A 22,547-nucleotide genomic window follows, 5' to 3' on the forward strand; every position below is an offset into this window, starting at 1 on the left:
ACCCAATTGCTTTTGTATTAGTGGCAGTTTAGTGTTTCGGCCACGAAAAATAGCAAGCGTTTACCCATGTCCCTAAATCTACCTATTGATATTCGAGCAATTAAAGGTTTCCTCGCCGCCCATGAAGGGGAAGCTCTCTACCACCTGGCAGCTGAAGCCAGCTCACTGGGTCCCTGTCTTGAAGTGGGCAGCTACTGCGGCAAATCATCAATTTACCTGGCCAGTGCCTGTAAGCTGACCGATAACGTCCTGTTCGCCGTGGACCACCATCGAGGATCTGAAGAGCACCAGCCCGGAGAGGAGTATCACGATCCCGAACTGTTTGATGGCCAGGCCAATTTAATGGACAGTTTTCGCACTTTCCGCGCGAATATTCGCGCGGCTGAATTGGATGACTGGGTTGTTCCCGTCGTCGCCCCCTCCGCAACAGCTGCACGCTGCTGGAATACCCCTTTGGGTCTCGTATTTATTGACGGCGGCCACTCCCTGGAAGCGGCCATGACCGATTATCGCAGCTGGTCCCGCCATATCGTGCCCGGTGGCTACCTGGCGATCCACGACATTTTCCCGGACCCCGCCGATGGCGGCCAGGCGCCCTACGATATTTACAAACTAGCCCTGGCTTCCGCTCAATTCGAGCTCGTCGAAACTGTCGACACCCTGGGAATCCTGCGCCGCATTTAGGGGCAGGCGCACCGATGTAAACAGCTCGCTCGCTGGCGTTAATCCGGCGAGCGCATCGGCAGCCAGAAGCATGGCCCCTACAGTCCAGGTGGTTTTTTCCTTCGGCCAGATGGCCTCATCCCGGTAGACATAACCGGTCCAGTAGCCCCCATCTTTATCCTGCCAGCGGTGCAAGCCGCGATACAAAATTTCCGCCCGCGAACGCTGGCCAGCAGCGATTAGGGACATAGTGAGTTCGCAGGATTCAGCCACCGTCACCCAGGGCTCATCACTGACGCAACGACAACCCAAACCAGCCACGACAAACTCATCCCAGCGCTGCTGAAGACGCAACTGCGCTGCCTCACCAGAAAAGGCACCGGTTAATACGGGATAAAACCAGTCCATTGAAAAGCGCGCCTTGCTTTCCCAGGTGCGATCAAAGCGCTCCGGTTTATTGCGCAGCGCATCGCCCAAAGCTTCCCGGGCAAGTATCCATTGAGGGCGAGCAACCCCTAGCTGGTGGGCAATATTAATTGCGCATTCCAGACTTTTATAAATGGAAGAACAACCGGTGATCAGGGCATCTTTCATAGGGGCGCCCTCTGAATCTACCGCCCAATGAATTTCGCCAAATTCCGTTTGCAAGCGCAATACAAACTCGATTGCACGCTCCACCATCGGCCAATAGCGCTGTAAAAACAGCGCGTCTCTACTAACCAGAAAGTATTGCCAAATTCCTGTTGCCACATAGGCAACAAAATTGGTTTCACGGCGCTCCCGGTTGTCTATATCGCCATCTTTATAAGCGGCCCACCAGCTGCCGTCTTCCAGCTGAATCTCAGCCAACCAGCAATAAGCGTTTTCAGCAGCACTGAACTCTCCGGCAATGGCGAGCCCCATAGCGGCCTCAACATGATCCCAGGGGTCGGCATAGCCCCCTTTAAACCAGGGAATTGAACCATCGGGGAGCTGCTGGGAGAGAATATAGGCGGCGCTATCCTGGATAAATCCTTCAGGGAAAAGACCAGAAGCTTTTGCCGGCACAGAAATTTTACTCATGCTTCAACTCCCTCAGGCAGGGAGAGGGCCGCATCCACTCGTTGTGTCGACCCGGCAGGTTTCACAAAATAGAGAGCGATACTTTTTCCCAACAGCGGGTTCAATAGTTTTTCGAGAACCCGGGTAAAGGCTGGTTTCTTCATCAGATCCCACACCAACAGGCGGTGATAGGCAGAGACCAAACGGGAATCGGGCTTGTCCCAAAACAAACACTTTAACCACCAGTAAGGTGCATGTAACGCATGGGCCTTATGCCGGGCAAAATAGTGGTGTCCCAGCCTTTCAATATCCTCTCGCAGCTCGCGCTCGCGGAATATTCGGATATGACCACCCTCAACCTGATGGTATTCATCGCTGAGTTTCCAGCACACCCACTCGGGAAAAAATGCCGGTACTGTCGCGGCAAAAATACCGGAGGGTTTTAATACCCGGTTAATCTCAGCCAGGACAGACTTGTAATCGGGGATATGCTCAAGTACCTCTGAGCAGATAACCACATCAAAACTCCCATCGGCAAATGGTAGTTGCAAGCCATTGGCAACTCCGAACTGCAAGCGACCTTTTGAGTGCTCGGGAGAGCGGAAAGGTTCCGCTCGCTCACTGGCAGTGCGCACATCATCAAAACACAGGTCAATGCCGTAAACATCGACATCATCGGTGATCATCAAGTGGATGGAATGGCGCCCTTCACCGCACCCCAAGTCGAGGACTTTTTGGCCAGGGCGAAGATTTAAGTGCTGGGGATCTACAGTAATCATTAAGCCGCCTCCGCACTGCGCATATTCGGAGTTTCTATTTCATGACTACTGGGTTGTTCCGCCAATGTATGTCCGAGAATTTCCCGGTAATATTTCACCAAACTCTCTGCAGCGATTTTCCAGGAAAATTTATTTTCAATGCGCTGGCGACCTTTCTCACTGAGTTCTTTTCGCAGCGCTTCGCTGGATAAAACCTGGCGCAGGGCATTGGCCAAAGCTTCGTGATTTCCTGCAGGGACCACGATTCCGGCATCCCCAACCACCTCAGGCAAGGCACCCCCGTCACTGGATACTACCGGAGCACCACATGCCATTGCCTCCCCGGCAGGTAAACCAAACCCCTCATAGAGCGATGGGCAAACTACCGCTGTAGCCTTGCGGTAATTATCGACCAGTTCTTCGTTAGAAATACCGGAGACAAACTGAACCCTATCCTGAAGATCCAGATCGTGAAGCAAGCGTTCCGTAGCGCCACCTTCGCGTAATTTGCCAACCACCAACAACTCTATGTTTTCATATTCCTGGCGCAGTTCCGCCAACGCCTGTAATAAAAAGCGCAGACCTTTGAGGGGCTGATCTGCCGATGCGGTGGTCATAATTCGCAGAGACAAGCGCTTATTTTCTGCCCCTGGGTTAAATAATTCGGTATCAATACCGTTGTAAATCAGGTGAATCTGCTCGGGAGCTACGCCAAACTGCTCGATAATATCCCGCTCAGATTGCTTGGAAACTGTCACGATATGGCGAAGCTTCCGCGATACCTTAATCTGCATATTCAAAAAATTATGCCAGCGACGTACCAGCAAACGAAAACGCCAATCGGGGGCGGCATCTAATGCCAGTTGACGATCCCGGGTAATGGGGTGATGAATTGTCGCGACAACAGGCAATCCATTTTTCTCGATATCCAGCAAGCCGTAACACAGTGATTGGTTATCGTGAACAATGTCGTATTGTTTGCCGTGCTTGCGCAGGTATTTATTTACCCGACGGCCAAAGGTATAAGGCTCAGCAAAACCGCCGGTAAGCTTACTCCACCATTCAAAAAAATCCGCCCACGAGAGCAGGTGGCGAGGTTTCAAGGCCCGCGCTGGACGCTCAACTTCATAGAGGTTCAACCCTGGCATTTTGATGAGTTTTACGCGCTCATCGAGTTCTGGGTAGGGCTGGCCAGAAATAACATCCACGGAGTGACCAGCATCAACCAGTGCTTTACTCAGGTAGCGCAGGTAGATGCCCTGACCACCACTGTGTGGATTGCTGCGATACCCCAAAAGGCATATTTTTAGTGGCTGCGTCTCGCCAGCCGTTGGACCGTCTGCACAATTTCCCAAGGCGGTCATAGTTTCCCCATCTGCAATATTCTTATACCCCATAACATTATCCGCTCTCGCACAGACATTCTGCGAATGCCAACGTCTAAGAGCCGACCGTCTGGGGTGTCTCGCTGGTAAAGCGGAAGAATACACTGGCGGAGAAATGACTGCTAGGCGGAAGCGGTCCACCCTCTTGGTATCCTGGCCCAAGGATGTGTGCTCGCAAGCCAAAATAGCAACAAAAGCCCAGCAACCGCACACCGTGTCATTCGATACACTCAAGCCATGGCGACTTTAAAAGAAGGGATTAATACGAACAGGAAGTGGAAATAAGTCAATCGAAAATAAAAAAATGCCCGCCAAAAGGCGGGCCAGATTTCTCGAACACACTTTCAGGAGGAGAGTTTCAAGCACATTACGCACTTAAATTTAGGTATAGCAGAGGAAATACCCCCACTAACTCTCCTGTCGTGAAAGCCGTTCACTAAAACGGCAATCGGCGCTAAAGCACACCGCCAATGTTTATACCCGATGCAGATAACTCTGGTATTCAACATCGGTAACGCGGGCAGCTATCTCTGCTTGCTCCTGTCTTTTCAACAGAGAGAACAATTCCACAAAGCGCGGATCAAGATACTCGCGCCACAAGGGGCTCTGCTCAAAGCGCTCCAGTGCGCCACTCCAGGTATTGATCAACTTCTCACTCTCCACCTGATAAGCATCGCCTTCCACAGGTGCAGGCGCTTCCACCTGGTTCTCAATGCCATGACACACACCAGTGAGAATCGCAGCTAACACCAGATAGGGGTTAACATCCGCCCCGGCAATGCGGTGCTCGATACGCCGCGCCACAGGATCGCTGGCGGGCACACGCAAAGTTGTAGTGCGATTATCGTAGCCCCAGCAGAGATTCAGCGGTGCGTGAGAGCTCTCCTGGAAGCGGCGATAGGAGTTGCTGTGAGGTGCGAAAAACGCCATCGCGTCGTTGGCAGTCGCCAGCATTCCTGCTGCGGCGTAACGCAGTAAATCGGAGCCAGTGTCAGAACCATCATCAAAAACGTTCTTTCCATTGGCGTCGATCAAACTCATATGCACGTGCATTCCGTTACCCGCCTGATCCCCGAAAGGCTTGGCCATGGTACTCACGCGGAAGCCGTGACTGCGCGCCACCCCTTTTAACAAGCGCTTAAACAGTAATGTTTGGTCTGCTACTTTAACGGGATCGGCACTGTGCAACAGGTTGATTTCAAACTGTCCCGGCGCACACTCCGACAATACTGAATCTGCGGGAATACCCTGCGCCTCGCAAGCAGCTCGCACATCGGCAAAGAAGTGTCGCTGTGCATTGAGCTCGGACAGATCGTAAACGTCGGTGGAAGGCACCAGCTCGGCGTCGTTATCGCTAACCGGGCGCGGACGCGCCAGATGATCCACCTCATCGCGGAGCAGATAGAATTCCAGCTCGGTCGCACACACGGCGGTATAACCCAGTTTGCCGAGACGCTCTACCACGCGTTGCAACTGGCTGCGGGGATCGGCATAGAGAGAGGAGCCATCTGCCTCATGCAACTGCATATGCAGCTGGGCAGTGGACTCGCGATGCCAGGGCGCCAAGCTAATAGGCGAAACCGGCAGACAAACGCCATCGCTGTCTCCACTGGCAAATACCAGCGGGCTGTCTTCGATATCCCGCCCCCAAATATCGAGACTGACCGCGCTACGCGGCATTTGCAGACTGCCCTTGAGCAATTTCTCCGCAGCTTCTGCCGGCAACCACTTCCCTCGCGGCACGCCATTGATATCGAACATAAAGCCTTCGATCCACTTTAGGTCCGAGTGCTCTGCCAGGAATTTTTGCGACTGCTCCAGCAGATCGGGCTGGGCAGTGAATTCTTTTTCTTGAGACATAAGGTGCCTGGGGTGATCCAATCTAAACGCAGAGACGACCCGCCATCCCTTTTCCATTCAAATCATGGAAAACGGAGTACCTGATCGCCTCTGCAACAGAGTATCTTGCCGCTATGTTACGCCAGTGCTTTAGCAGTGTCGTCCAGGGCGCGGTGCGCTTTTTCTACCAGCTCATCGACCTGTTCAGTGGTCATAATCAGCGGTGGTGCGATAACCATGGCATCGCCAACGGCGCGCATCACCAAACCGTGCTTGATACTCAGGTCACGACATACCGCACCAGCGGTGCAGTCATCATCAAAACGAGCGCGGCTGGCCTTATCTTTTACCAGCTCCAAGGCGCCGACCATACCCAAACTGCGGGTTTCGCCAACGATCGGATGCTCCGCCAGTTCAGCCCAGCGCTTGGACAGGTAGGGGCCGGTTACATCGCGGACATTCTCGATAATCTTCTCGTTGCGCAGAATATTGATAGTTGCCAGACCGGCCATACAGGCAGCCGGATGCGCGGAGTAGGTGTAACCGTGGGTAAACTCGCCACCTTTGGTTTTGATCACTTCAGCGACACGATCACTCACCATGGTACCGCCCAGGGGGAAGTAGCCATTGGTTACTGCTTTGGCGAAAGTCATCAGGTCGGGCTTCATGCCGTAATAGTCGGCACCGAACCACTCACCGGTACGACCGAAACCAAAAATCACTTCATCCATCACCAGCAGGATGTCGTACTGGTCCAGCACCTTCTTGACTTCCGGCCAGTAGGTTTCCGGCGGGATAATTACGCCGCCAGCACCCTGAATTGGCTCAGCGATAAACGCCGCAACATTATCCGGGCCCAGCTCCTGGATTTTCTCATCCAGGCTGCGAGCCGCTTGGATACCAAACTCCTCCGGAGACATATCGCCGCCCTCACCAAACCAGTAGGGCTGCTGTACGTACTCAATGTAGTCGAGCGGCTGGAATTGCTTGTGCATACCGCTCATACCACCCAGGCTGGCACCGGCAATGGTAGAGCCGTGATAGCCATTCTTACGGGAAATAACGATGCGCTTCTCCGGCTTTTCCTGGATATCCCAGAAACGGCGGATGAGGCGCAGGTTAGTATCATTTGCCTCGGAACCGGAACCCGTGAAGAACACATTGTTCATATGCGCCGGGGTCACTTCAGCCAGGGCGTCGGCGAGTTCAATCGAGGGCACCGTAGTGCACTGGAAGAAGCTGTTATAGAAAGGCAGGGTATTCAGCTGCTCGTAGATCGCATTGCTGATTTCTTTGCGGCTGTAGCCGAGGTTGCAACACCAGAGGCCTGACATGCCATCAAGCATTTTGTTGCCATCAATATCGGTGATGTAAGCGCCCTCGGCGCTGGTAATCACACGGGTCCCCTGCTGACCCAAATCATGGAAGTCAGTAAATGGGTGTAGCAGGTGCTCACGGTCGTGTTGCTGCAGCTCAGTCTTGTTCATATTTCTCTCCTGGCTTTCACAGGCCTTGCTCAGCGCCCACCAATCGGGCTCAAAAGGCCAAATCGTTACCACTAATTTGTGATCACATTCTAGTGGGGCCATCGACAGAAGCGCAAGGTCTATCTGCCCTTACCGAAAACATAAGGTCGAATCGCGCCAGTGCAAGGAGAAAAAAAGGGAACTAAATAGTCAACTGGGGAGGAAGGAGCCGCTACAGCAGCTCCTCTGCAGAGATAGAGCCGAGCCCCTCTTCAATATCCTGCTGAATGGCTTTGCGCACCTTCAACTCATCTTTACTGGCAATAGCTTCGAGCAGATCTTGATGCCGGTCTGGCAACTCTTGCACGCCAAAGCGCTGGAAAACCAAGTGCTGGAGGGGAGCTGTCTGTAGCCACAGGCTCTCGATCAGGGACAGGATGATATGGGGCTGCCCCAGGCGATAAAGGGTAAAGTGAAATTCCAGATTAGTGGTTACATAGCGCTCGATGTCTTTCTGAGCGAGAGCTTCTGTTACACGTGCATCCAGCTCCCGAAGTTGCGCCAATTCAGCATCCCCTACCAATGGCAGGGCCTGTTCAGCGGCCTGACACTCCAGGGCCACACGAGCGGCACAAATCTCTGCCAGTTTTTCCGGGGTCATTGTCGGCACCCTGACCCGGCGGGTATCTGACAGCTCCAGGGCCCGCTCCGAGGTCAGGCGACGCAACGCTTCGCGAACCGGCATTGGACTGCAATTAAGCTCCGAGGCCAAGCCCCGAATAGTAATCGCCCTACCTGGCAAAAACTTTCCCCGCAGAATGGCATCCCGCACCTGAAAATAAACCCTCTCCTGAGTTGTGCGGTACTCTTCTTGGGGACTGTTAAATTCCTGCACCATACCTATGCTGCCCTGACCTGCTCCAACATATGAGGGACATCCTCCGCACCCACCTCAATTAAATGTTCAGCTGCCCGGCCACTTTGCCAAATTTCATAAAAATCATCTGCCACCCGGCGACTGAGATCAACCACCCGCCCCCAGTACTTCAAACGGTCTTCACGGTCGAGCTTGTAGAAATCATTGCGGTCTGGAATTTTGCCATAGGGCAAGGAGGCAACGAATTTGGGCGAAGGAGCCACAACCAGAGTGGATTGCATGGCATCTCCGCGAACCCGTCGCCAAGAGAGCCCTTTATCAAACCAGCCGGGCACCATATAGGGGAAAAAGTGCGGGTAGAGCACTAGGCCCTGGGGGTGGCGGAAGCGCAGATCAAAGTGGTAATCGGTGATACCGCCATCGCGATAATTACCCTGTGGAGCTCCCTCCGGTGTCTTCACCCCTGTCATTACCAAAGGGATACAGCCACTGGCCAGTACAGCAGCACAGGTATTCTGCTCAGTCAGCAGAATATTTTCGGTGCTCAGGTTCTGGAAGTGAATGCCTGCCGACTCTTGCGAATGAAAAACCACCCGCTCCCAAAAAGCGCTCAGGCTGTTGCGGGATACAGCATTTGCCAGTGCCGAGGCGAGTAATGCCGGCGCCAACAGTGCCTTGTTTTCACTGGCCAGTGGCCCCCTGCCCCTGACCGCCACAAAGTGGCTGTGCCAAATGGGATTTTCCACTACCTCGCGAGCACCTTCAGCACCCAACACTGCCTGTAGCATCTTGCGACCGCCGGCAGTAATCTCCTCAGGGGAAGGTTTGTCTGAATAGGTTTGGTAAATGTAGTGATGCTCTAATCGCTCAAGTGCTGACAGCGGCTCTGCCATTGCGTAACACATGTTGCGAAAACTACCGATAGATGATCCCAAGGTGACAATTGGTTCGCTCCGCCCGTTGAAGAACTCCCCCATCAATACCCGATCCAACTGGCTAATCACCAGCCACTTGGGACCGCCGGAAGCGCCGACCAGCGTCGAAAATTGCCTCTGGGACAATCCCTCTTCACGTATGCGCCGCGCAGCCGTCTCTCCGGCCAGTAGAATACAACTGGTATTTTTCACTCACTTTCTCTTTTTCTTGGCCGTCAGAATTTATCTCAGGTTTCAACTATCCCGGACTACCACTCACCCTGATTTTCCATAGACATCCAGGGCTCCTGTGGTGGGAGAGGCTCTCCACTTTGCAGCAACTCAATGGAAATCCCATCTGGGGAGCGAAGAAATGCCATATGGCCGTCTCTCGGGGGTCTATTGATAACCACTCCCTGATCCATCATACGCTGGCACACCCCGTAAATATCATTTACCCGATATGCCAGGTGTCCAAAATTCCGCCCGCCAGTGTAGCTTTCCGGGTCCCAATTGTAAGTGAGTTCCAATGTCGGGGCCTTATTCTCCCTGGCCGCTTCAAGATCCTCGGGGGCTGCGAGATACACTAGGGTGAAACGCCCTTTATCATAATCATTTCGATTAACGACCTGCAGGCCCAGCTTTTCACAGTAAAACGCCAGAGATTCATCCAGATTGGTTACGCGAACCATGGTATGTAAGTACTTCACCCTCTACTCCTTCTTGTTGCCAAGCTCTACAATCAGCCCATAACAAATAAATCGGCTTTTTAAAGCTAAACGCATATGTATAAAAAATTCTATCGCGAGTTCCTTCAGGCGCCCAGTGGCAGTCCCTCTTCCATGCTGCACATGGCTTGCCACTCCCACCACTACTGGCCCGATGTTACCCTTGATGCAGTGCAGCAGTACTGGCGCGATTCAGCACTTCTGGCCGATGAAAAATGGGGGCCAATTTTTGAGGAGAAGATACCCTCATGGCAAGCGGCGATCGCAAAATCCCTCAACCTACCCAGATCAGACTTGATCGCTATAGCCCCAAATACCCATGAACTAGTGTATCGGCTACTGAGTTCATTCGACCCCAGTAAACCATTGCGCATTCTCACTACAGACGGAGAGTTCTACAGTTTTACTCGCCAATTACAACGTCTGGAAGAGCTTCCCCAAGTAGAGGTAACGAGAGTTGCCAAAGAACCCTACGCCACCCTGGCAGAAAGATTTGAAACCGAACTACATAAAAATGAATACCATCTGGCCTATGCCAGCCTGGTATTTTTTGACTCCGGTGTGGTATTTCCCCGGCTGCTGGAGGTTGCAGCACAGAAACCGCACGACACACAATTCGTTATCGACGGATATCACGGTTTTTTTGCTCGCCCAATCGATCTTTCAACCGTTGTAGACAAGGTTTTCTTTACGGCAGGATCATATAAGTACCTAGGCGCCGGTGAAGGCCTGTGTTTTATGACAATTCCTGCGAACTGTACACTGCGCCCTGTAAATACCGGCTGGTTCGCAGAAATGGCTGAGCTGGAGAATCGCTCGGGAGAAGTCGGATATAGCGACAATTGGCTGCGCTTTGCCGGGGCGACCATGGACTATTCAACACTCTACAAAGCCCTGGCTATTTTCGATTTATTCCATCGCGAAGGCATTACCATCGAGAAAATACACAGCTATGTTCTCAATGCGCAAACCCGATTCCTGAATAGCATGGATAACTCAGACCATCCCATCTTGAATCGCAACAACTTGATTTGTCATGATCTGGAAGAAGGTCACGGCCACTTTTTCACATTTAACTGCTCACAACCAGAAATCTCACAGAGGGTTCAGGAAGAACTCAAGGCTCGAGCAGTTCTGTGTGATCGCCGACAACAGTTTCTCAGGCTAGGATTCGCCATCTATCACGATAAGGATGAAACTTACCAGCAGGTTTTTAACTCTTAAAGCTTCAGAGCTAAGAGGACAGAGTGATTTTTACCACCGCCGCTAGAGCATATTTCACACCTAAAAGGCACACCGGCTCAGCTGCGGTTCAGGATTCAATTTATAAAATAATGGCGCCATTTTCGTCGCAACAATTAGCACTCAATGGATAAGGAAGCGTTATGAAAGCAGTAAAAATTTCAGTAATTTCCCTTCTCGCCCTGCTCGCCACCGCCTGTGGTAACGAGCGGGCTCCAGAAGACCGGGGGACTATGGTATCCATCGCTGCACGGGGGGAGGCAAGTCAGGTTCCTGATATCGCAAAAATTTCTGTCGGAGTGGTAACCGAGTCAGAGGACAGCAAACAGGCAATGCGCGATAACGCCAATCAGATGGAGTCTTTAATGGCCGCCATCAAAAAATCGGGTATTAACAAGAAAGATATCCAAACCAGCGGCGTTAACCTTTCACCCCGGTATAGCATTAGGACTTCCCTCCCAGACCAAAGCGGGCAAACCAAACGGCCACATATTACTGGGTACTCCGCGCGTAATACTGTAAGTGTAAAGGTTCGCAAGCTGGAAGAGCTTGGTAAGCTTCTGGACAATCTCACTGCCGCTGGAGCCAACCAAATCTACGGACCGAGCTTCGAAATTGGTGAACCTGCTCCAGTTCAAGCCAAAGCTCGGGAAAAAGCCCTTGAAGACGCCCAGGAACGTGCAGAAATGTACGCCAAAGCGCTGGGTACAAAAGTGCGTCGCATTGTCAGTATTTCAGAAAATGGCAACGGCGGTATGCCACGCCCCATGATGTTCGCTGAAAAGGCCAGGATGGCAGACAGTGCTTCCACCCCCATTTCACCGGGAGAAACCACACTTACCGTCAATCTGGATCTGGTATACGAACTCGAGGACTAATACGGAGCAATAGCTACTCACATACGAAGGCAGGAAGGATACACGGCGCTTGGGGCCATTCGGAACTTGAATATATTCATATTGCATTTCGATTCTTCCCTGCTGCCCCGTAATAGCTAATGTCTTGTCAGCAGTGAAACAGCACCAACAGCCTTGCTGTTTCACTGCCGTTCTTCCCTACCGGCTAACCGCTAATATCTTGCTCAAGAAACACATCGTTTGGCAGCTCGCTGGATTCTTTGTAAATAACGCCTTCTTTCATTACAAACAGAACCCGTTGCATTTCCGAAATATCTTCCAGGGGATTTCCAGCCACAGCAATAATATCAGCTATCTTGCCCTCGCTAATGCTACCCAGCTCATCCTGTACTTGCAGTAGTTGGGCCGCGTTCCAAGTCGCTGAACGCAGTGCATCGGCCGGGCTCATTCCACCCTGCACCATCAATAAGAATTCACGGGCATTATCGCCATGACGGGTAACACCGGTATCGGTTCCAAATGCAATTTTTACTCCGCGCTTGTGAGCGCGACTAAAAGTGTCCTGCATTAAAGGCCCCATTGTCGCAGCTTTCGGGCGCACCAGGTCCGGCAGGAAGCCTTCGATCGCCGATTTTTCTGTCACCCACTCGCCAGCCATTAGAGTCGGCACAAACCAGGTGTTGTTACGGCGCATCAGGTCCATCACTTCATTATCCATATAGGTGCCGTGTTCAATGGAGTCCACTCCAGCGCGAATTGCGCGAATCATTCCCTCCTTACCGTGGGCATGTACTGCAACTGTGAAACCATAGTCCTTAGCAGCCTCAACAATTGCCTCCAGCTCATCCTGCATAAATTGAGGGTTCTGGCCGCTCTTTGCCACACTCAAGACCCCACCAGTCGCGGTGATCTTGATCAGATCAGCGCCGTCCTTATAGCGCTGACGAATCGCTTTGCGCGCGCTGATAGGCCCATCAATAACACCATCCACCGGGCCAGGGTTCCCCATCAAGTCCTGCCTGAGCCCATTAGTGGGGTCAGCGTGCCCACCGGTAGTTGCGATTGTCTTTGCCGCCGTATAAATACGCGGACCTTCCACCAGGCCTTTGTTGATTGCATTACGTAAACTCACAGTCACATTGTCGTGATCACCAAGATTTCGAATCGTGGTAAATCCAGCCTGCAGAGTGCGATGAGCAGCATCCACGCCGCGCAAGGTAAAATCGGCAGTATTCCAACTGAATGACTCCATATAAGCACGCGGCCCAAACTCGTAAGTGAGATGGCTGTGCATATCCATCAAACCTGGCAATACCGTATATTCTCTCAAGTCGACCAAGCGCTCTCGATCGCGCTTGGCAAACCCTTTCTGCACGGACTCAACCCGTCCATCGACAATATGAATGGTGCGGTCTTCCAATAATTTTCCATTACTGCTATCAAATAATTTGCCAGCGTAAATTGCGATGCTCTCCGCCCCAGCCTGTAAACTAAAAAGCCCGGCAAATACCGACAAAGCCACGGCGGCTGCGCGGTTGACAAAGTAGCTTCGGTTGGTCTTTGTTGTCATTGTCGTCCCCAGTAGATCTCTTTTAGATTCTCAACGTCCTTTACCAAGATCGCACAATCTACGCAATTACCCAGGCGAGAGGAAGCCTCTATGAAAATCTATGAGTTCGCAGCAGCACCAAACTGTCGACGTGTTCGCATGTTTATGGCAGAAAAGGGGTTAGATGCAGAATATGTCGGAATAGATATTACAAAAGGGGAAAATCTTAGCTCAGAGTTTCGAAGCAAAGATATCAATAAAAAAGTACCCGTAATGGAGCTGGATGACGGCACTTACATTGCGGAATCAGTGGCCATTCAGCGTTATTTTGAGGAGCTACACCCAGAGCCACCACTCTTCGGCCGCACCCCCAAGGAAAAAGCACTGGTGGATATGTGGAATCGCCGTGCCGACTTTAACCTTATGTTTCCTGTCGGGATGTGTTTCCAGCACGTTTCCGGTTTCTTTAAGGACCGGATGAATGTTTACCCCGATTTTGGTGAGGATTCAGGCAAGCGGGCCCTGAAGTTTATGGATACCCTCGACAACCACTTTTCAGACCATGAATACCTGGTTGGTGACTATTTTTCAGTGGCCGATATCAGCATGGTTTGCGGACTGGATTTCGGCAAAGTTCAAAACCTTCGACCCGATCCGTCCAAGCACTCTCATCTAATCAGGTGGCGTGAACAACTTAAAGAGCGCCCCAGTTTTAAAGCTTAAACCCTATTTCCCCGCCCAAACAGGGCGGGGAAATAATTCAAATCAGTCCTTTGCAGGAAGCACCTCAACGGGGCCAATATCCAAGGCTTCAACCTCGCCTTTAATCTTACTCAGATCCCCAACAATCACCCAGGTGAATTGATCTGGCGCAAGATACTCCTTCGCGGAAGCCTCTACTTTTTCCTTATTCAGTGCTGAAACCCGCTGTGGATATTCGGCAATATATTCCTCTGGAAGCCCCTTCTCCACCTGCCAATTAATACTGGAAAGCAATTGCCCTTTGGTCTGGAATCGAGCACTTTGCTTCAGGACTTCGTCATTCTGGTAGTCCTCAAGCTCTTTTGCAGTAATAGGACGCTCTCCTAAGTATTCCTCATACTCTTTTACCAATTCCTTAATGGCTGGAGCTGTTTTATCAGTTTGCACTGGAGCAAAGAGGATATAAGGACGCTGCCCTTCTGTATCGAGGGAAACCGCGCGGGCACCATAGGACCAATGCTTGTTCTCACGAAGATTCATATTGACCCTGGACGTAAACTTTCCGGCAATAATATTTGTCATCGCATCAAAAGCTTCAGCTCCCTGCGGCTGCCAAGGCGGCATCAGCAGACCTGCCATGATATAACTCTGTTGTGCGCCGGGGCGGTCGAGCAAATAAACTCGAGCCTTTTCCGGGCGGGGCACCTTGGCAACTTCAATTTTGGGAAGCTCTGATTTAGGAGCAGTCCACTTTCCGAGAGTTTCATTCAGCAGAGGCTCTATTTCTTTTTCAGTAACATCGCCCACGATCGTCAGGGTTGCATTATCCGGTCGCACCCAGGTCTTTTGGAAATTAACCAGATCCTCACGGGTTATGGACTTAATACCCTCGGGAGTACCCGATCCCGTCAAGGGAGAGCCATAAGGGTGGTTTTCTCCAAATAGTAGCGGCGGCAGTTCACGCATAGCCAGGCCCTGAGGCTGGGCTTTTTCCTGGGCTATTGCATCCAGGCGATTGGACTTAACCCGCTCCAGGTCAGACTCTGGGAAACGAGGTTCAGTAACCACCTTCTCAAATAGCTCCAGCGATGGCTCCAGCTGCGTCTTAAGGGCACTCATGCTGATATTGTTATAATCAAGGCCGCTACCACCACCAATATTTACACCAAGCTCTTCTGAGCGAGAGCTAAATTCCAGGCTATCCAGATCACCCGCACCTTCGTTCAGCATTTGCGCCGCAACTGAAGCCAGACCTGGCTTATTTTTATCTGCGGAGGCACCACTGCGAAATTGCAGATTCATCAGTACAACGGGAGTATCATGACGTTCGGCCAGGACAACCTTTAATCCATTTTTGAGGGTAAATTCTTTTTGTTTTGGCAGTTCCAGCTCTACATTTTTGTCTACCTCGGGGAGCTTGCTGCGGTCAGCACCCTCCGCCGCTGCCGTATACTTCTGCTTCGGCTCCATAATTAAGGTGTAGGAGTCCTCTTTCAACCACTGCTCAGCCACTTCTTGAACTTCGAGAGCGGATACTTTTGCATAATCCTCCACGCCTTCTATCAAGGCTCCGGGATCGCCAAAATAAAACTCCGACTGGGCAAGGATGTCACTCTTACCACCAAAACCACCGGTTTTTTCCAACCCCTTTACCAGCCCGGCAAACTCACTCTGTTTAACCCGGCGCAGCTCATCCGCATTCACACCATTTTTTGCGAATTGCTTTAATTCTTTATTCAGTAAGTCTTCAACTTTTTCTACAGACTGCCCAGGTTTCACGTCGACAATAATCATCAACTGCCCTGCAAGCTGACGGCCATAATAAAAAGCGCTGACACTGGTGGCCACTTGCTCATCGCGAACTAAACGGCGGTAAAGAAGAGAGTTTTTTCTATTGGCGAGAAGGGAAGTCATTAATTCCAGCGCATCTTCCACTTCACTACCCACTGCAGGCACATTCCAAACCTTGTAGATTCGCGTTTGGGGCACCTGATCGTAAACCACCTCCCTCTTTTTCACCTGGGTAGGTAGTTCCCAATTCTTAATGCGCGGTTGCACTCCAGTGCTCGGGATATCACCAAAATACTTGCGTACCTTGGCCATCGCATCTTTGACCGTAACATCACCCGCAATCACCAAAACGGCATTAGCAGGCTGATAATGGTCTTCAAACCATTTTTTGACATCTTCAAGACTGGCGTTATTCAGGTCCTCCATCGAGCCAATCGGCGTCCACGAATAGGGGTGCCCTTTGGGGAAGGTGCTCTTGGCAATAATATCGAACGCTTTGCCATAAGGTGCATTCTCCCCCTGGCGCTTTTCATTCTTTACAACACCGCGCTGCTCATCCAAAACCTCCTGGGTAATTGCACCTTTAAAATGCCCCATTCGGTCGGACTCCATCCACAGCGCCATATCCAGGGCGCCTTTGGGCACGGTGACAAAATAATTGGTGCGGTCATTGCTAGTGGTGCCATTCATATCGGTGGCCCCAGAGCGCTGGAAGGGTTCGAAATATTCCCCTGGGAAGTTTTCGCTACCGTTAAACATCAAGTGCTCAAATAAATGAGCAAATCCGGTTTTACCTGGCGGCTCGTCCTTAGAGCCTACTTTGTACCAAAGATTGGTAGAAACAACGGGGGCTTTGTGGTCTTCATGCACAATCACCGTCAGGCCATTGGGCAATACTTCCCTATGGAAAGGAATCTCCAACTTGGGTGGCGGGACATACGCCTCTTTATCGGATGCAGCAGCCTTGCTACTGGCTGCTGCTTCCTTATCCACCGAAAGCGCATGAGGCGTATCATCGGTAGACTTTCCGCAAGCGGTAAGGCCAGTAATAGCGATGGCAACGCTGATAAGTAGCGGACGCAAGTCCATATTGTCACTCCCTTTTAAAAAACCGCAATTTCAGGATGGCAAGTTTAGGCCAGCTTTCCTCCAGAGTGTCAGCAAAACCTTTTACCAACCGCAATTTAGCAAATATTCCAGGCAAAAAAATGGGCACCGAAGTGCCCAAATCAATACATCACAGAGAGAAGCGAGATGACAATCGCCCAAGGAATCAGGTCACCAGCTCTACTCCTGCGCTGAAAACATTACGCTGCCACAGTACCAGACTTGTCTTCGGCCTCGCCTACAACCGTATGGTGACCAAAGCGCTCCTCGGCAACACGGTCCGCTACGTGAGCGGTGGTCTGGCCGGTTTCATCGGCACGCTCGAACACTTCTTTCATAGTGTTGCCAATCTCTTCGATATGAGCGCGCACTTCTGCAGCGTCGTAATCGCCTTTCTGCTGGTAGTAAACATCGATAATACCGCCAGCATTAATGACATAGTCCGGTGCGTACAAAATACCTTTCTCGCGAAGCACTTCAGCGTGACGCTCTTCCGCCAACTGGTTATTGGCCGCGCCAGCGATCGCCTGAACCTTCAAACGGCTGATGGTGTCATCGTTGAGAATTGCACCCATCGCACAGGGGGCAAACAGATCTACGTCCAGGTCAAAGATTTCGTCGGCAGTTACGGCTATGGCACCAAGCTCTGTAACCGCACGATCAATATTGTCTTGGAAAATATCGGTGACAAACAGTTCCGCACCGGCATCCTTCAATAGTTTACCCAGGCGGAAACCGACGTTGCCCACGCCTTGAATAGAGACTTTTAAGCCGGTCAGGTCAGTCTTGCCCCAGCGGTGTTCTACCGCAGCTTTCAGGCCGACAAACACACCGTAAGCAGTCGAAGGGGAAGGATCACCACCATACTCGGAGCCCGCAAACAGGCCGGAGACAAACTCGGTTGTCTCACCGATAACACTCATATCCGCCACGCTCGTGCCAGAATCTTCAGCAGTGATATAACGGCCGCCCAAGGTATTAATAAATTCACCCATAGCGCGCAGTAACTCAGGAGTCTTTTCCTTGCGCGGGTCACCAATAATTACGGACTTGCCACCACCCAGCTTGAGACCGGCCATTGCGGACTTGTAAGTCATACCCCGGGAAAGACGGAGAACATCATTCAGGGCCTCGCCATCGTCGGCGTAGGGCCACATACGGCAGCCACCCAGTGAGGGACCCAAATTCGTATTGTGTACCGCGATAATGGCCTTCAAGCCACTCTTTGCATCTTGGTAAAACGCCACTTGTTCGTGTTTATCGTAGGCGGAATGGGAAAAAATACTCATTAACTGTTCCTCTCCGGAAGGCCGGTTCTACAGCTGGGGAACAACCACAGCCCTTATCTGTTTTTATCTGGAATAAGATTATATCCAGCTCCCACAGACAAAGTTTGCATATTTTGCACACATGAGCATTAGAATAGCTAAAGCATCACACCAAAATATCATTTTTAGGATATTCGTTTGCCCCGGAATAACTTGGGCCGCCCAGTCATTAATCTAGGCGGCTAGCTCTACGCTCTTATTTCTCCATCAATTGGCATTGAATACCGGGCCCTCTCCTACCGCTGGCGGCTCTCTTATAAATTTCCTATAACTGCCCCTCAAGAGAACACGATTCCTGTATAAATCTTCTGGCAAAGAACCACTTTTTGAAGCCTTCCTTAATATGTCTACTTTTTCAAAAATTTTTGAAAACCTCACAACACTGACAACTAAGATCATTTCCACCGCCTAAGCGCGTTACATCCTCTGCGTATGGTCTGGTAGAATCCGCGCCCAAATCGACCCATAGAGATAAACTCGATGCTGAATGCCGACGCTCTAAAACAACTTTCGCAACTGAAAACAGATATTCGCTCCAGTAAGGAGTTTGCCGAAGGCCGGGTTCGCGGCAGTAACGGCAAGTTTGGCTTCGTTGAGTTGGATGACGGGAGGGAAGCCTTCCTGCCTCCCAATGAAATGGAGCGTGTATTTCCCGGTGACCGGGTTCGAGTAAGTCTCTCAGAGGAGAACAAGGGTAAACTCGCGGCGGAGCTCGATGCATTGATCGACAGCCAGCTCGACTACCTTGTTGGCCAGTATGTACAGCGCGGCCAGGGCCACTTTATCCAGCCCACGCAAAATGGCCTGTCCCGCTGGATTTTTCTCCCTCCCAAGGCTCGCGGCAAGGCCCAGCCGGGAGAGTTTATTGCCTGCAAAGTAAACCGCCATCCATTTAAAGACGGCAGAGCCCAGGCCAAGGTGGAAACCGTTATCGGCAAGCCCGATATGCCCGGTATCGAACACGCCTATGTTGTCGCCCAATTCAAGCTGCCTGAGCAATTTGGTGCCGCTGCACAAAAGCAGGCGGACACAATTGCGGAGAAACTGACAACAGTTACCGGTGAGCGCACCGAACTTTCCGAGCTGGGCTTCGCAACTATCGATGCGGAAACCACTCGCGATATGGACGACGCTCTGGCCGTAAGCAGCCGTGACGGGGGCTGGACCCTGCACATTGCTATTGCAGACCCATCGTCGCTAATTGATGAGAACAGCCCCCTGGATAAAGAGGCGTTTAATCGGGCCCACAGCCAGTATTTACCGGGCGAAACCCTACCCATGCTGCCCCGCAACCTGTGTGAGAACCTGTTCTCCCTGGTTCCCGGCGAGCTGCGCCCCGCCCTGGTTATCCATATCGATATCGATAACGATGGCACCATTGGTAATAGCCGCTATGAATTTGCCGCTATTCGCTCCCTGCACAAACTGAGCTATGAACAAGTCAGCCGCTTTATTGAGGGTGACGACTCCGCCGTGCCCCAGGAGCAACAGGACAGTCTGCGTAATTTGGCGGCGATCTACGAAGCGCGCGCCGCATACCGTGCCAGCCACTCACTGGCAATGGAAGATCGCCCGGACTATGAAATCCGCTTGAACGATCAGCGCAAGATCGAGCGTATCGAAAAGCAGGAACGCAATATCGCTCAGCGAATGATCGAGGAAGCCATGCTCGCTACCAATATCAGCATGGGTGGCAAACTCGCCGAGATTGAGCAGGGCTGCTTCTCTGTTCACTTGGGCTTCCGCGAAGAGCGCATGGGAGAAGTTCGCAGCCTGCTGAAAGAACTGCTGCCTGAGCATGCAGAGGCCGATCTGGGGCAACTGGAGCATTACCTTGCACTGGTTAAGCACCTGGAAAACCATGAAGAGCCGCAGATGAACAACCTGCTCGCCGTGCTCAAGCGTATGCTGCGCCCGGGCCAGCTCGATAATAAGGTAGGGGCTCACCTGGGACTGGGCCTCGAGGCCTACGCCACCGTCACCTCTCCAATACGCAAGTACAACGACCTGCACAACCACCGTGTTCTGCGCGCTGCTGCGCAGGGAGAGAAAGCCTCCCCCCTGGCCGATGATAAAATTGAATCCCTGCAGGAAAGCCTGATTCGCGGTCGTCAGGCCAACCGAGCCCTGGAGCAATGGCTCTACGCTCAATTTATCGAGAAGAAAGTTGGCCAGGAATTTACAGGGAAAATTACCCTGGTAAACGGCGCAGGCATCGGCGTGCGACTCGACGACTTTGGTATTGACGGCTTTGTGCGCATGAATGGCGATAAGAAGAATCTGCCCACCTTCGATGGCAAGCACCTGGTTCTTACGCACAATGAAAAACGCTTCCACCTAGAACAGGAAGTTTCAGTTAAAGTAGCGTCTGTCGATGTAGACAAACGACGCATCGCCTTTGAACTGAACGCTGAAAAAACTGAGGCTGCCGACGCGGCCCAGAAATAAATTCCTGCACATTTACCCAAGCCCGGCGCTCGCCGGGCTTTCCTGCCGGGGGCCAAAGCCCACCGCCTTTGATCGGCCAGCTAACTTATAGCTCCGGCACCAATAGAATAAATCGAGGCCACTCATGAGCAATATTGCTGAATTGAACCCAACTCCACTGTGGGCACACTTTTCCAAGCTCTGTGAAATTCCACGCCCATCCAAGCATGAAGACCGCGTAGTGGAGCATATCGTTAACTTCGCTAAAGCACGCGGCCTAGGCGTTCAGCTGGATGAAATCGGCAATATTGTTATCAAGAAGCCGGCCACTCCTGGTATGGAAAACCGCAAGACACTGGCCCTGCAGAGCCATGTGGATATGGTGCCGCAGAAGAATGCCGACACTGAGCACGACTTTCTCACTGACTCAATCAAACCCTACGTGGATGGAGACTGGGTAACTGCGGAAGGCACCACGCTCGGCGCAGATAATGGTATTGGTGTGGCCGCAATCCTGGCCCTGATGGAATCTACTGATATTCCCCACCCCGCCTTGGAAGCCCTTCTGACCATTGATGAAGAAGCGGGCATGACCGGCGCCAAGAATCTTAAGCCTGGCTATTTTGAAGCTGACCTGCTCCTCAATCTGGATACTGAAGATGAAGGCGAGCTGTATATCGGCTGTGCCGGTGGTGTCGACGTCAATGTCAGCCTTCCCTATACGCCAGAAGCGATCCTGCCCGGTGCCGAAGCGGTAAAACTCTCTGTTCGCGGCCTCCGTGGCGGACATTCTGGCCTGGATATCGACAAAGGCCGAGGCAATGCCAACAAGATCGCAAACCGCATTATCCACGCCGCTCTAACCCAGGTCCCCGAGCTGCGTATTGCCAGCCTGGATGGCGGTAGCCTGCGCAATGCGATTCCCCGCGAATCCTTCACAACTCTGGTCGTGCCTTCAGTAGCGGTCGATAAAGTACAGGAAATTGTAAAAAGCGAAAGCGCTCAAATTGCCCGTGAACTGGACAATGAAGCGGCACTGGACATCACCCTGGAAGCGACCGAAACGCCAGCCAACACCCTGGACGCAGATAGCCAGTTGACCCTTATTCGTGCAATCCGCTGCTGCCCCAATGGTGTTGAGCGAATGAGCACTGCGCTCGAAGGCATTGCTGAATCCTCCAACAACCTGGCCCGTGTTGTAACAATGGAGGCGAACGGTGAGCATCGAATAAAAATCCAATGTCTTGTGCGCAGCCTCTCTGACAGCGCCCGCGACCAACACGGCCTCAATGTCGCCGCCACCTTCCAGCTGGCAGGTGCAGAAACAACACTGGACAACGACTACCCTGGCTGGACACCAAATCCCGAATCACCGCTGCTGGCGATGATGAAGGATGTCTATAAAGAGATGACTGGCGAGGAAGCTGAAGTAAAAGTCATTCACGCCGGCCTGGAGTGCGGATTGCTGGCCAAACCCTACCCCAATTGGGATATGGTTTCCTTTGGCCCAACCATTCGCCGCGCTCACTCTCCTGAAGAGAAGGTACATATCCAGAGTGTCGCCAATTTCTGGGATTACTTTATTAAAGTGGTCCAGGCAATTCCCACTCGCGACTAACCGCCCAATCGGGCCTCGGCTTTCCCCGAGGCCCGACACCCTGCCTTTCCACTCCGCCCTCCAATTACTATCAATCACACTAAAAACTGCTTTCTAGCTATTGTTAGAGAGCCACTGGGCTATTTTAATATTTCTTAACTCCGCAGGTGGCCGGGGGAAGTTGCAAAAGCCTCAGAGCAGAAACGGCTGCTATAACAGAGGAAAACTTACGGGGATACAGAAGGCCTAAATTTTCCGCACACAAGCAATCTGGAA

Annotated in this window: 17 protein-coding genes; 6 read left to right on the forward strand and 11 right to left on the reverse strand. The window is 51.9% G+C overall.

Annotated elements, in window-relative coordinates:
- Window positions 1-66: 66 nt before the first annotated feature.
- Entirely contained in the window at window positions 67-684 is a 618-nt protein-coding gene (locus ACJJIM_RS13180; protein ID WP_282932028.1) for a class I SAM-dependent methyltransferase, read from the forward strand.
- On the opposite strand, the gene ACJJIM_RS13185 is transcribed toward ACJJIM_RS13180, so the two are convergent.
- The 8 genes from ACJJIM_RS13185 to ACJJIM_RS13220 all read right to left on the reverse strand — a co-directional run bounded on the left by ACJJIM_RS13185 (window position 613) and on the right by ACJJIM_RS13220 (window position 9,653).
- Complete coding sequence (locus ACJJIM_RS13185) at window positions 613-1,725, reverse strand: prenyltransferase/squalene oxidase repeat-containing protein (protein WP_444911176.1); 1,113 nt, start codon at window positions 1,723-1,725, stop codon at window positions 613-615. The two genes, ACJJIM_RS13180 and ACJJIM_RS13185, sit on opposite strands and share 72 nt — an antisense overlap.
- The gene (locus ACJJIM_RS13190; RefSeq protein WP_413662688.1) at window positions 1,722-2,483 is read right to left on the reverse strand and encodes a class I SAM-dependent methyltransferase; all 762 of its coding nucleotides are present in this window, start codon (window positions 2,481-2,483) and stop codon (window positions 1,722-1,724) included. Before ACJJIM_RS13190 ends, ACJJIM_RS13185 begins: the two co-directional genes overlap by 4 nt.
- The gene (locus ACJJIM_RS13195; protein ID WP_413662689.1) at window positions 2,483-3,859 is read right to left on the reverse strand and encodes a glycosyltransferase family 4 protein; all 1,377 of its coding nucleotides are present in this window, start codon (window positions 3,857-3,859) and stop codon (window positions 2,483-2,485) included. The genes ACJJIM_RS13190 and ACJJIM_RS13195 overlap by 1 nt, the downstream gene beginning before the upstream one ends.
- Before the next feature lie 462 nt (window positions 3,860-4,321).
- On the reverse strand, window positions 4,322-5,707 hold the full coding sequence (locus ACJJIM_RS13200) for a glutamine synthetase family protein (RefSeq protein WP_444911177.1): 1,386 nt from the start codon (window positions 5,705-5,707) through the stop codon (window positions 4,322-4,324).
- A 116-nt stretch (window positions 5,708-5,823) separates the two neighbouring features.
- Complete coding sequence (locus ACJJIM_RS13205) at window positions 5,824-7,173, reverse strand: aspartate aminotransferase family protein (protein ID WP_282932024.1); 1,350 nt, start codon at window positions 7,171-7,173, stop codon at window positions 5,824-5,826.
- Between the two features lie 211 nt (window positions 7,174-7,384).
- On the reverse strand, window positions 7,385-8,050 hold the full coding sequence (locus ACJJIM_RS13210) for a GntR family transcriptional regulator (RefSeq protein WP_413662691.1): 666 nt from the start codon (window positions 8,048-8,050) through the stop codon (window positions 7,385-7,387).
- Between the two features lie 2 nt (window positions 8,051-8,052).
- On the reverse strand, window positions 8,053-9,156 hold the full coding sequence (locus tag ACJJIM_RS13215) for a hypothetical protein (RefSeq protein WP_444911178.1): 1,104 nt from the start codon (window positions 9,154-9,156) through the stop codon (window positions 8,053-8,055).
- 56 nt (window positions 9,157-9,212) lie between these two features.
- Window positions 9,213-9,653 (reverse strand): VOC family protein, encoded by a 441-nt coding sequence (locus ACJJIM_RS13220; RefSeq protein ID WP_413662693.1) that lies wholly within the window; start codon window positions 9,651-9,653, stop codon window positions 9,213-9,215.
- Window positions 9,654-9,728: 75 nt separating this feature from the next.
- Between ACJJIM_RS13220 and ACJJIM_RS13225 the strand changes: the two genes are divergently transcribed.
- Both ACJJIM_RS13225 and ACJJIM_RS13230 read left to right on the forward strand, forming a co-directional pair.
- Window positions 9,729-10,895 (forward strand): aminotransferase class V-fold PLP-dependent enzyme, encoded by a 1,167-nt coding sequence (locus ACJJIM_RS13225; RefSeq protein WP_413662694.1) that lies wholly within the window; start codon window positions 9,729-9,731, stop codon window positions 10,893-10,895.
- 161 nt (window positions 10,896-11,056) lie between these two features.
- A complete protein-coding gene (locus tag ACJJIM_RS13230; protein WP_413662695.1) occupies window positions 11,057-11,791 on the forward strand; it encodes an SIMPL domain-containing protein in 735 nt (244 codons plus the stop codon).
- A 184-nt stretch (window positions 11,792-11,975) separates the two neighbouring features.
- On the opposite strand, the gene ACJJIM_RS13235 is transcribed toward ACJJIM_RS13230, so the two are convergent.
- Window positions 11,976-13,340 (reverse strand): metal-dependent hydrolase family protein, encoded by a 1,365-nt coding sequence (locus ACJJIM_RS13235; protein ID WP_413662696.1) that lies wholly within the window; start codon window positions 13,338-13,340, stop codon window positions 11,976-11,978.
- A gap of 90 nt (window positions 13,341-13,430) precedes the next feature.
- Here ACJJIM_RS13235 and ACJJIM_RS13240 point away from each other — a divergent pair, with 90 nt between their 5' ends.
- Window positions 13,431-14,042, forward strand: a complete 612-nt coding sequence (locus ACJJIM_RS13240; protein WP_413662697.1) for a glutathione S-transferase family protein — start codon at window positions 13,431-13,433, stop codon at window positions 14,040-14,042.
- Between the two features lie 42 nt (window positions 14,043-14,084).
- On the opposite strand, the gene ACJJIM_RS13245 is transcribed toward ACJJIM_RS13240, so the two are convergent.
- Both ACJJIM_RS13245 and ACJJIM_RS13250 read right to left on the reverse strand, forming a co-directional pair.
- Window positions 14,085-16,901 (reverse strand): M16 family metallopeptidase, encoded by a 2,817-nt coding sequence (locus ACJJIM_RS13245; RefSeq protein ID WP_444907732.1) that lies wholly within the window; start codon window positions 16,899-16,901, stop codon window positions 14,085-14,087.
- 218 nt (window positions 16,902-17,119) lie between these two features.
- The gene (locus ACJJIM_RS13250; RefSeq protein ID WP_413662699.1) at window positions 17,120-18,208 is read right to left on the reverse strand and encodes a Glu/Leu/Phe/Val dehydrogenase dimerization domain-containing protein; all 1,089 of its coding nucleotides are present in this window, start codon (window positions 18,206-18,208) and stop codon (window positions 17,120-17,122) included.
- A 519-nt stretch (window positions 18,209-18,727) separates the two neighbouring features.
- Here ACJJIM_RS13250 and ACJJIM_RS13255 point away from each other — a divergent pair.
- On the forward strand, window positions 18,728-20,695 hold the full coding sequence (locus ACJJIM_RS13255) for a VacB/RNase II family 3'-5' exoribonuclease (protein ID WP_444911179.1): 1,968 nt from the start codon (window positions 18,728-18,730) through the stop codon (window positions 20,693-20,695).
- 124 nt (window positions 20,696-20,819) lie between these two features.
- The gene (locus ACJJIM_RS13260; RefSeq protein WP_413662701.1) at window positions 20,820-22,292 is read left to right on the forward strand and encodes an aminoacyl-histidine dipeptidase; all 1,473 of its coding nucleotides are present in this window, start codon (window positions 20,820-20,822) and stop codon (window positions 22,290-22,292) included.
- The last annotated feature ends 255 nt before the right edge of the window (window positions 22,293-22,547 follow it).

It is taken from the genome of Microbulbifer maximicatervae (SeqCode) (assembly GCF_052467615.1).

Excerpts from the sequence above, each read along its gene's own strand:
- ACJJIM_RS13190 (WP_413662688.1), bottom strand. The coding sequence starts at position 2,483 with ATGATTACTGTAGATCCCCAGCACTTAAATCTTCGCCCTGGCCAAAAA.
- ACJJIM_RS13225 (WP_413662694.1), top strand. The coding sequence starts at position 9,729 with ATGTATAAAAAATTCTATCGCGAGTTCCTTCAGGCGCCCAGTGGCAGT.
- ACJJIM_RS13210 (WP_413662691.1), bottom strand. The coding sequence starts at position 8,050 with ATGGTGCAGGAATTTAACAGTCCCCAAGAAGAGTACCGCACAACTCAG.
- ACJJIM_RS13180 (WP_282932028.1), top strand. The coding sequence starts at position 67 with ATGTCCCTAAATCTACCTATTGATATTCGAGCAATTAAAGGTTTCCTC.
- ACJJIM_RS13235 (WP_413662696.1), bottom strand. The coding sequence starts at position 13,340 with ATGACAACAAAGACCAACCGAAGCTACTTTGTCAACCGCGCAGCCGCC.
- ACJJIM_RS13240 (WP_413662697.1), top strand. The coding sequence starts at position 13,431 with ATGAAAATCTATGAGTTCGCAGCAGCACCAAACTGTCGACGTGTTCGC.
- ACJJIM_RS13205 (WP_282932024.1), bottom strand. The coding sequence starts at position 7,173 with ATGAACAAGACTGAGCTGCAGCAACACGACCGTGAGCACCTGCTACAC.
- ACJJIM_RS13260 (WP_413662701.1), top strand. The coding sequence starts at position 20,820 with ATGAGCAATATTGCTGAATTGAACCCAACTCCACTGTGGGCACACTTT.
- ACJJIM_RS13200 (WP_444911177.1), bottom strand. The coding sequence starts at position 5,707 with ATGTCTCAAGAAAAAGAATTCACTGCCCAGCCCGATCTGCTGGAGCAG.
- ACJJIM_RS13245 (WP_444907732.1), bottom strand. The coding sequence starts at position 16,901 with ATGGACTTGCGTCCGCTACTTATCAGCGTTGCCATCGCTATTACTGGC.
- ACJJIM_RS13195 (WP_413662689.1), bottom strand. The coding sequence starts at position 3,859 with ATGGGGTATAAGAATATTGCAGATGGGGAAACTATGACCGCCTTGGGA.
- ACJJIM_RS13250 (WP_413662699.1), bottom strand. The coding sequence starts at position 18,208 with ATGAGTATTTTTTCCCATTCCGCCTACGATAAACACGAACAAGTGGCG.
- ACJJIM_RS13230 (WP_413662695.1), top strand. The coding sequence starts at position 11,057 with ATGAAAGCAGTAAAAATTTCAGTAATTTCCCTTCTCGCCCTGCTCGCC.
- ACJJIM_RS13185 (WP_444911176.1), bottom strand. The coding sequence starts at position 1,725 with ATGAGTAAAATTTCTGTGCCGGCAAAAGCTTCTGGTCTTTTCCCTGAA.
- ACJJIM_RS13255 (WP_444911179.1), top strand. The coding sequence starts at position 18,728 with ATGCTGAATGCCGACGCTCTAAAACAACTTTCGCAACTGAAAACAGAT.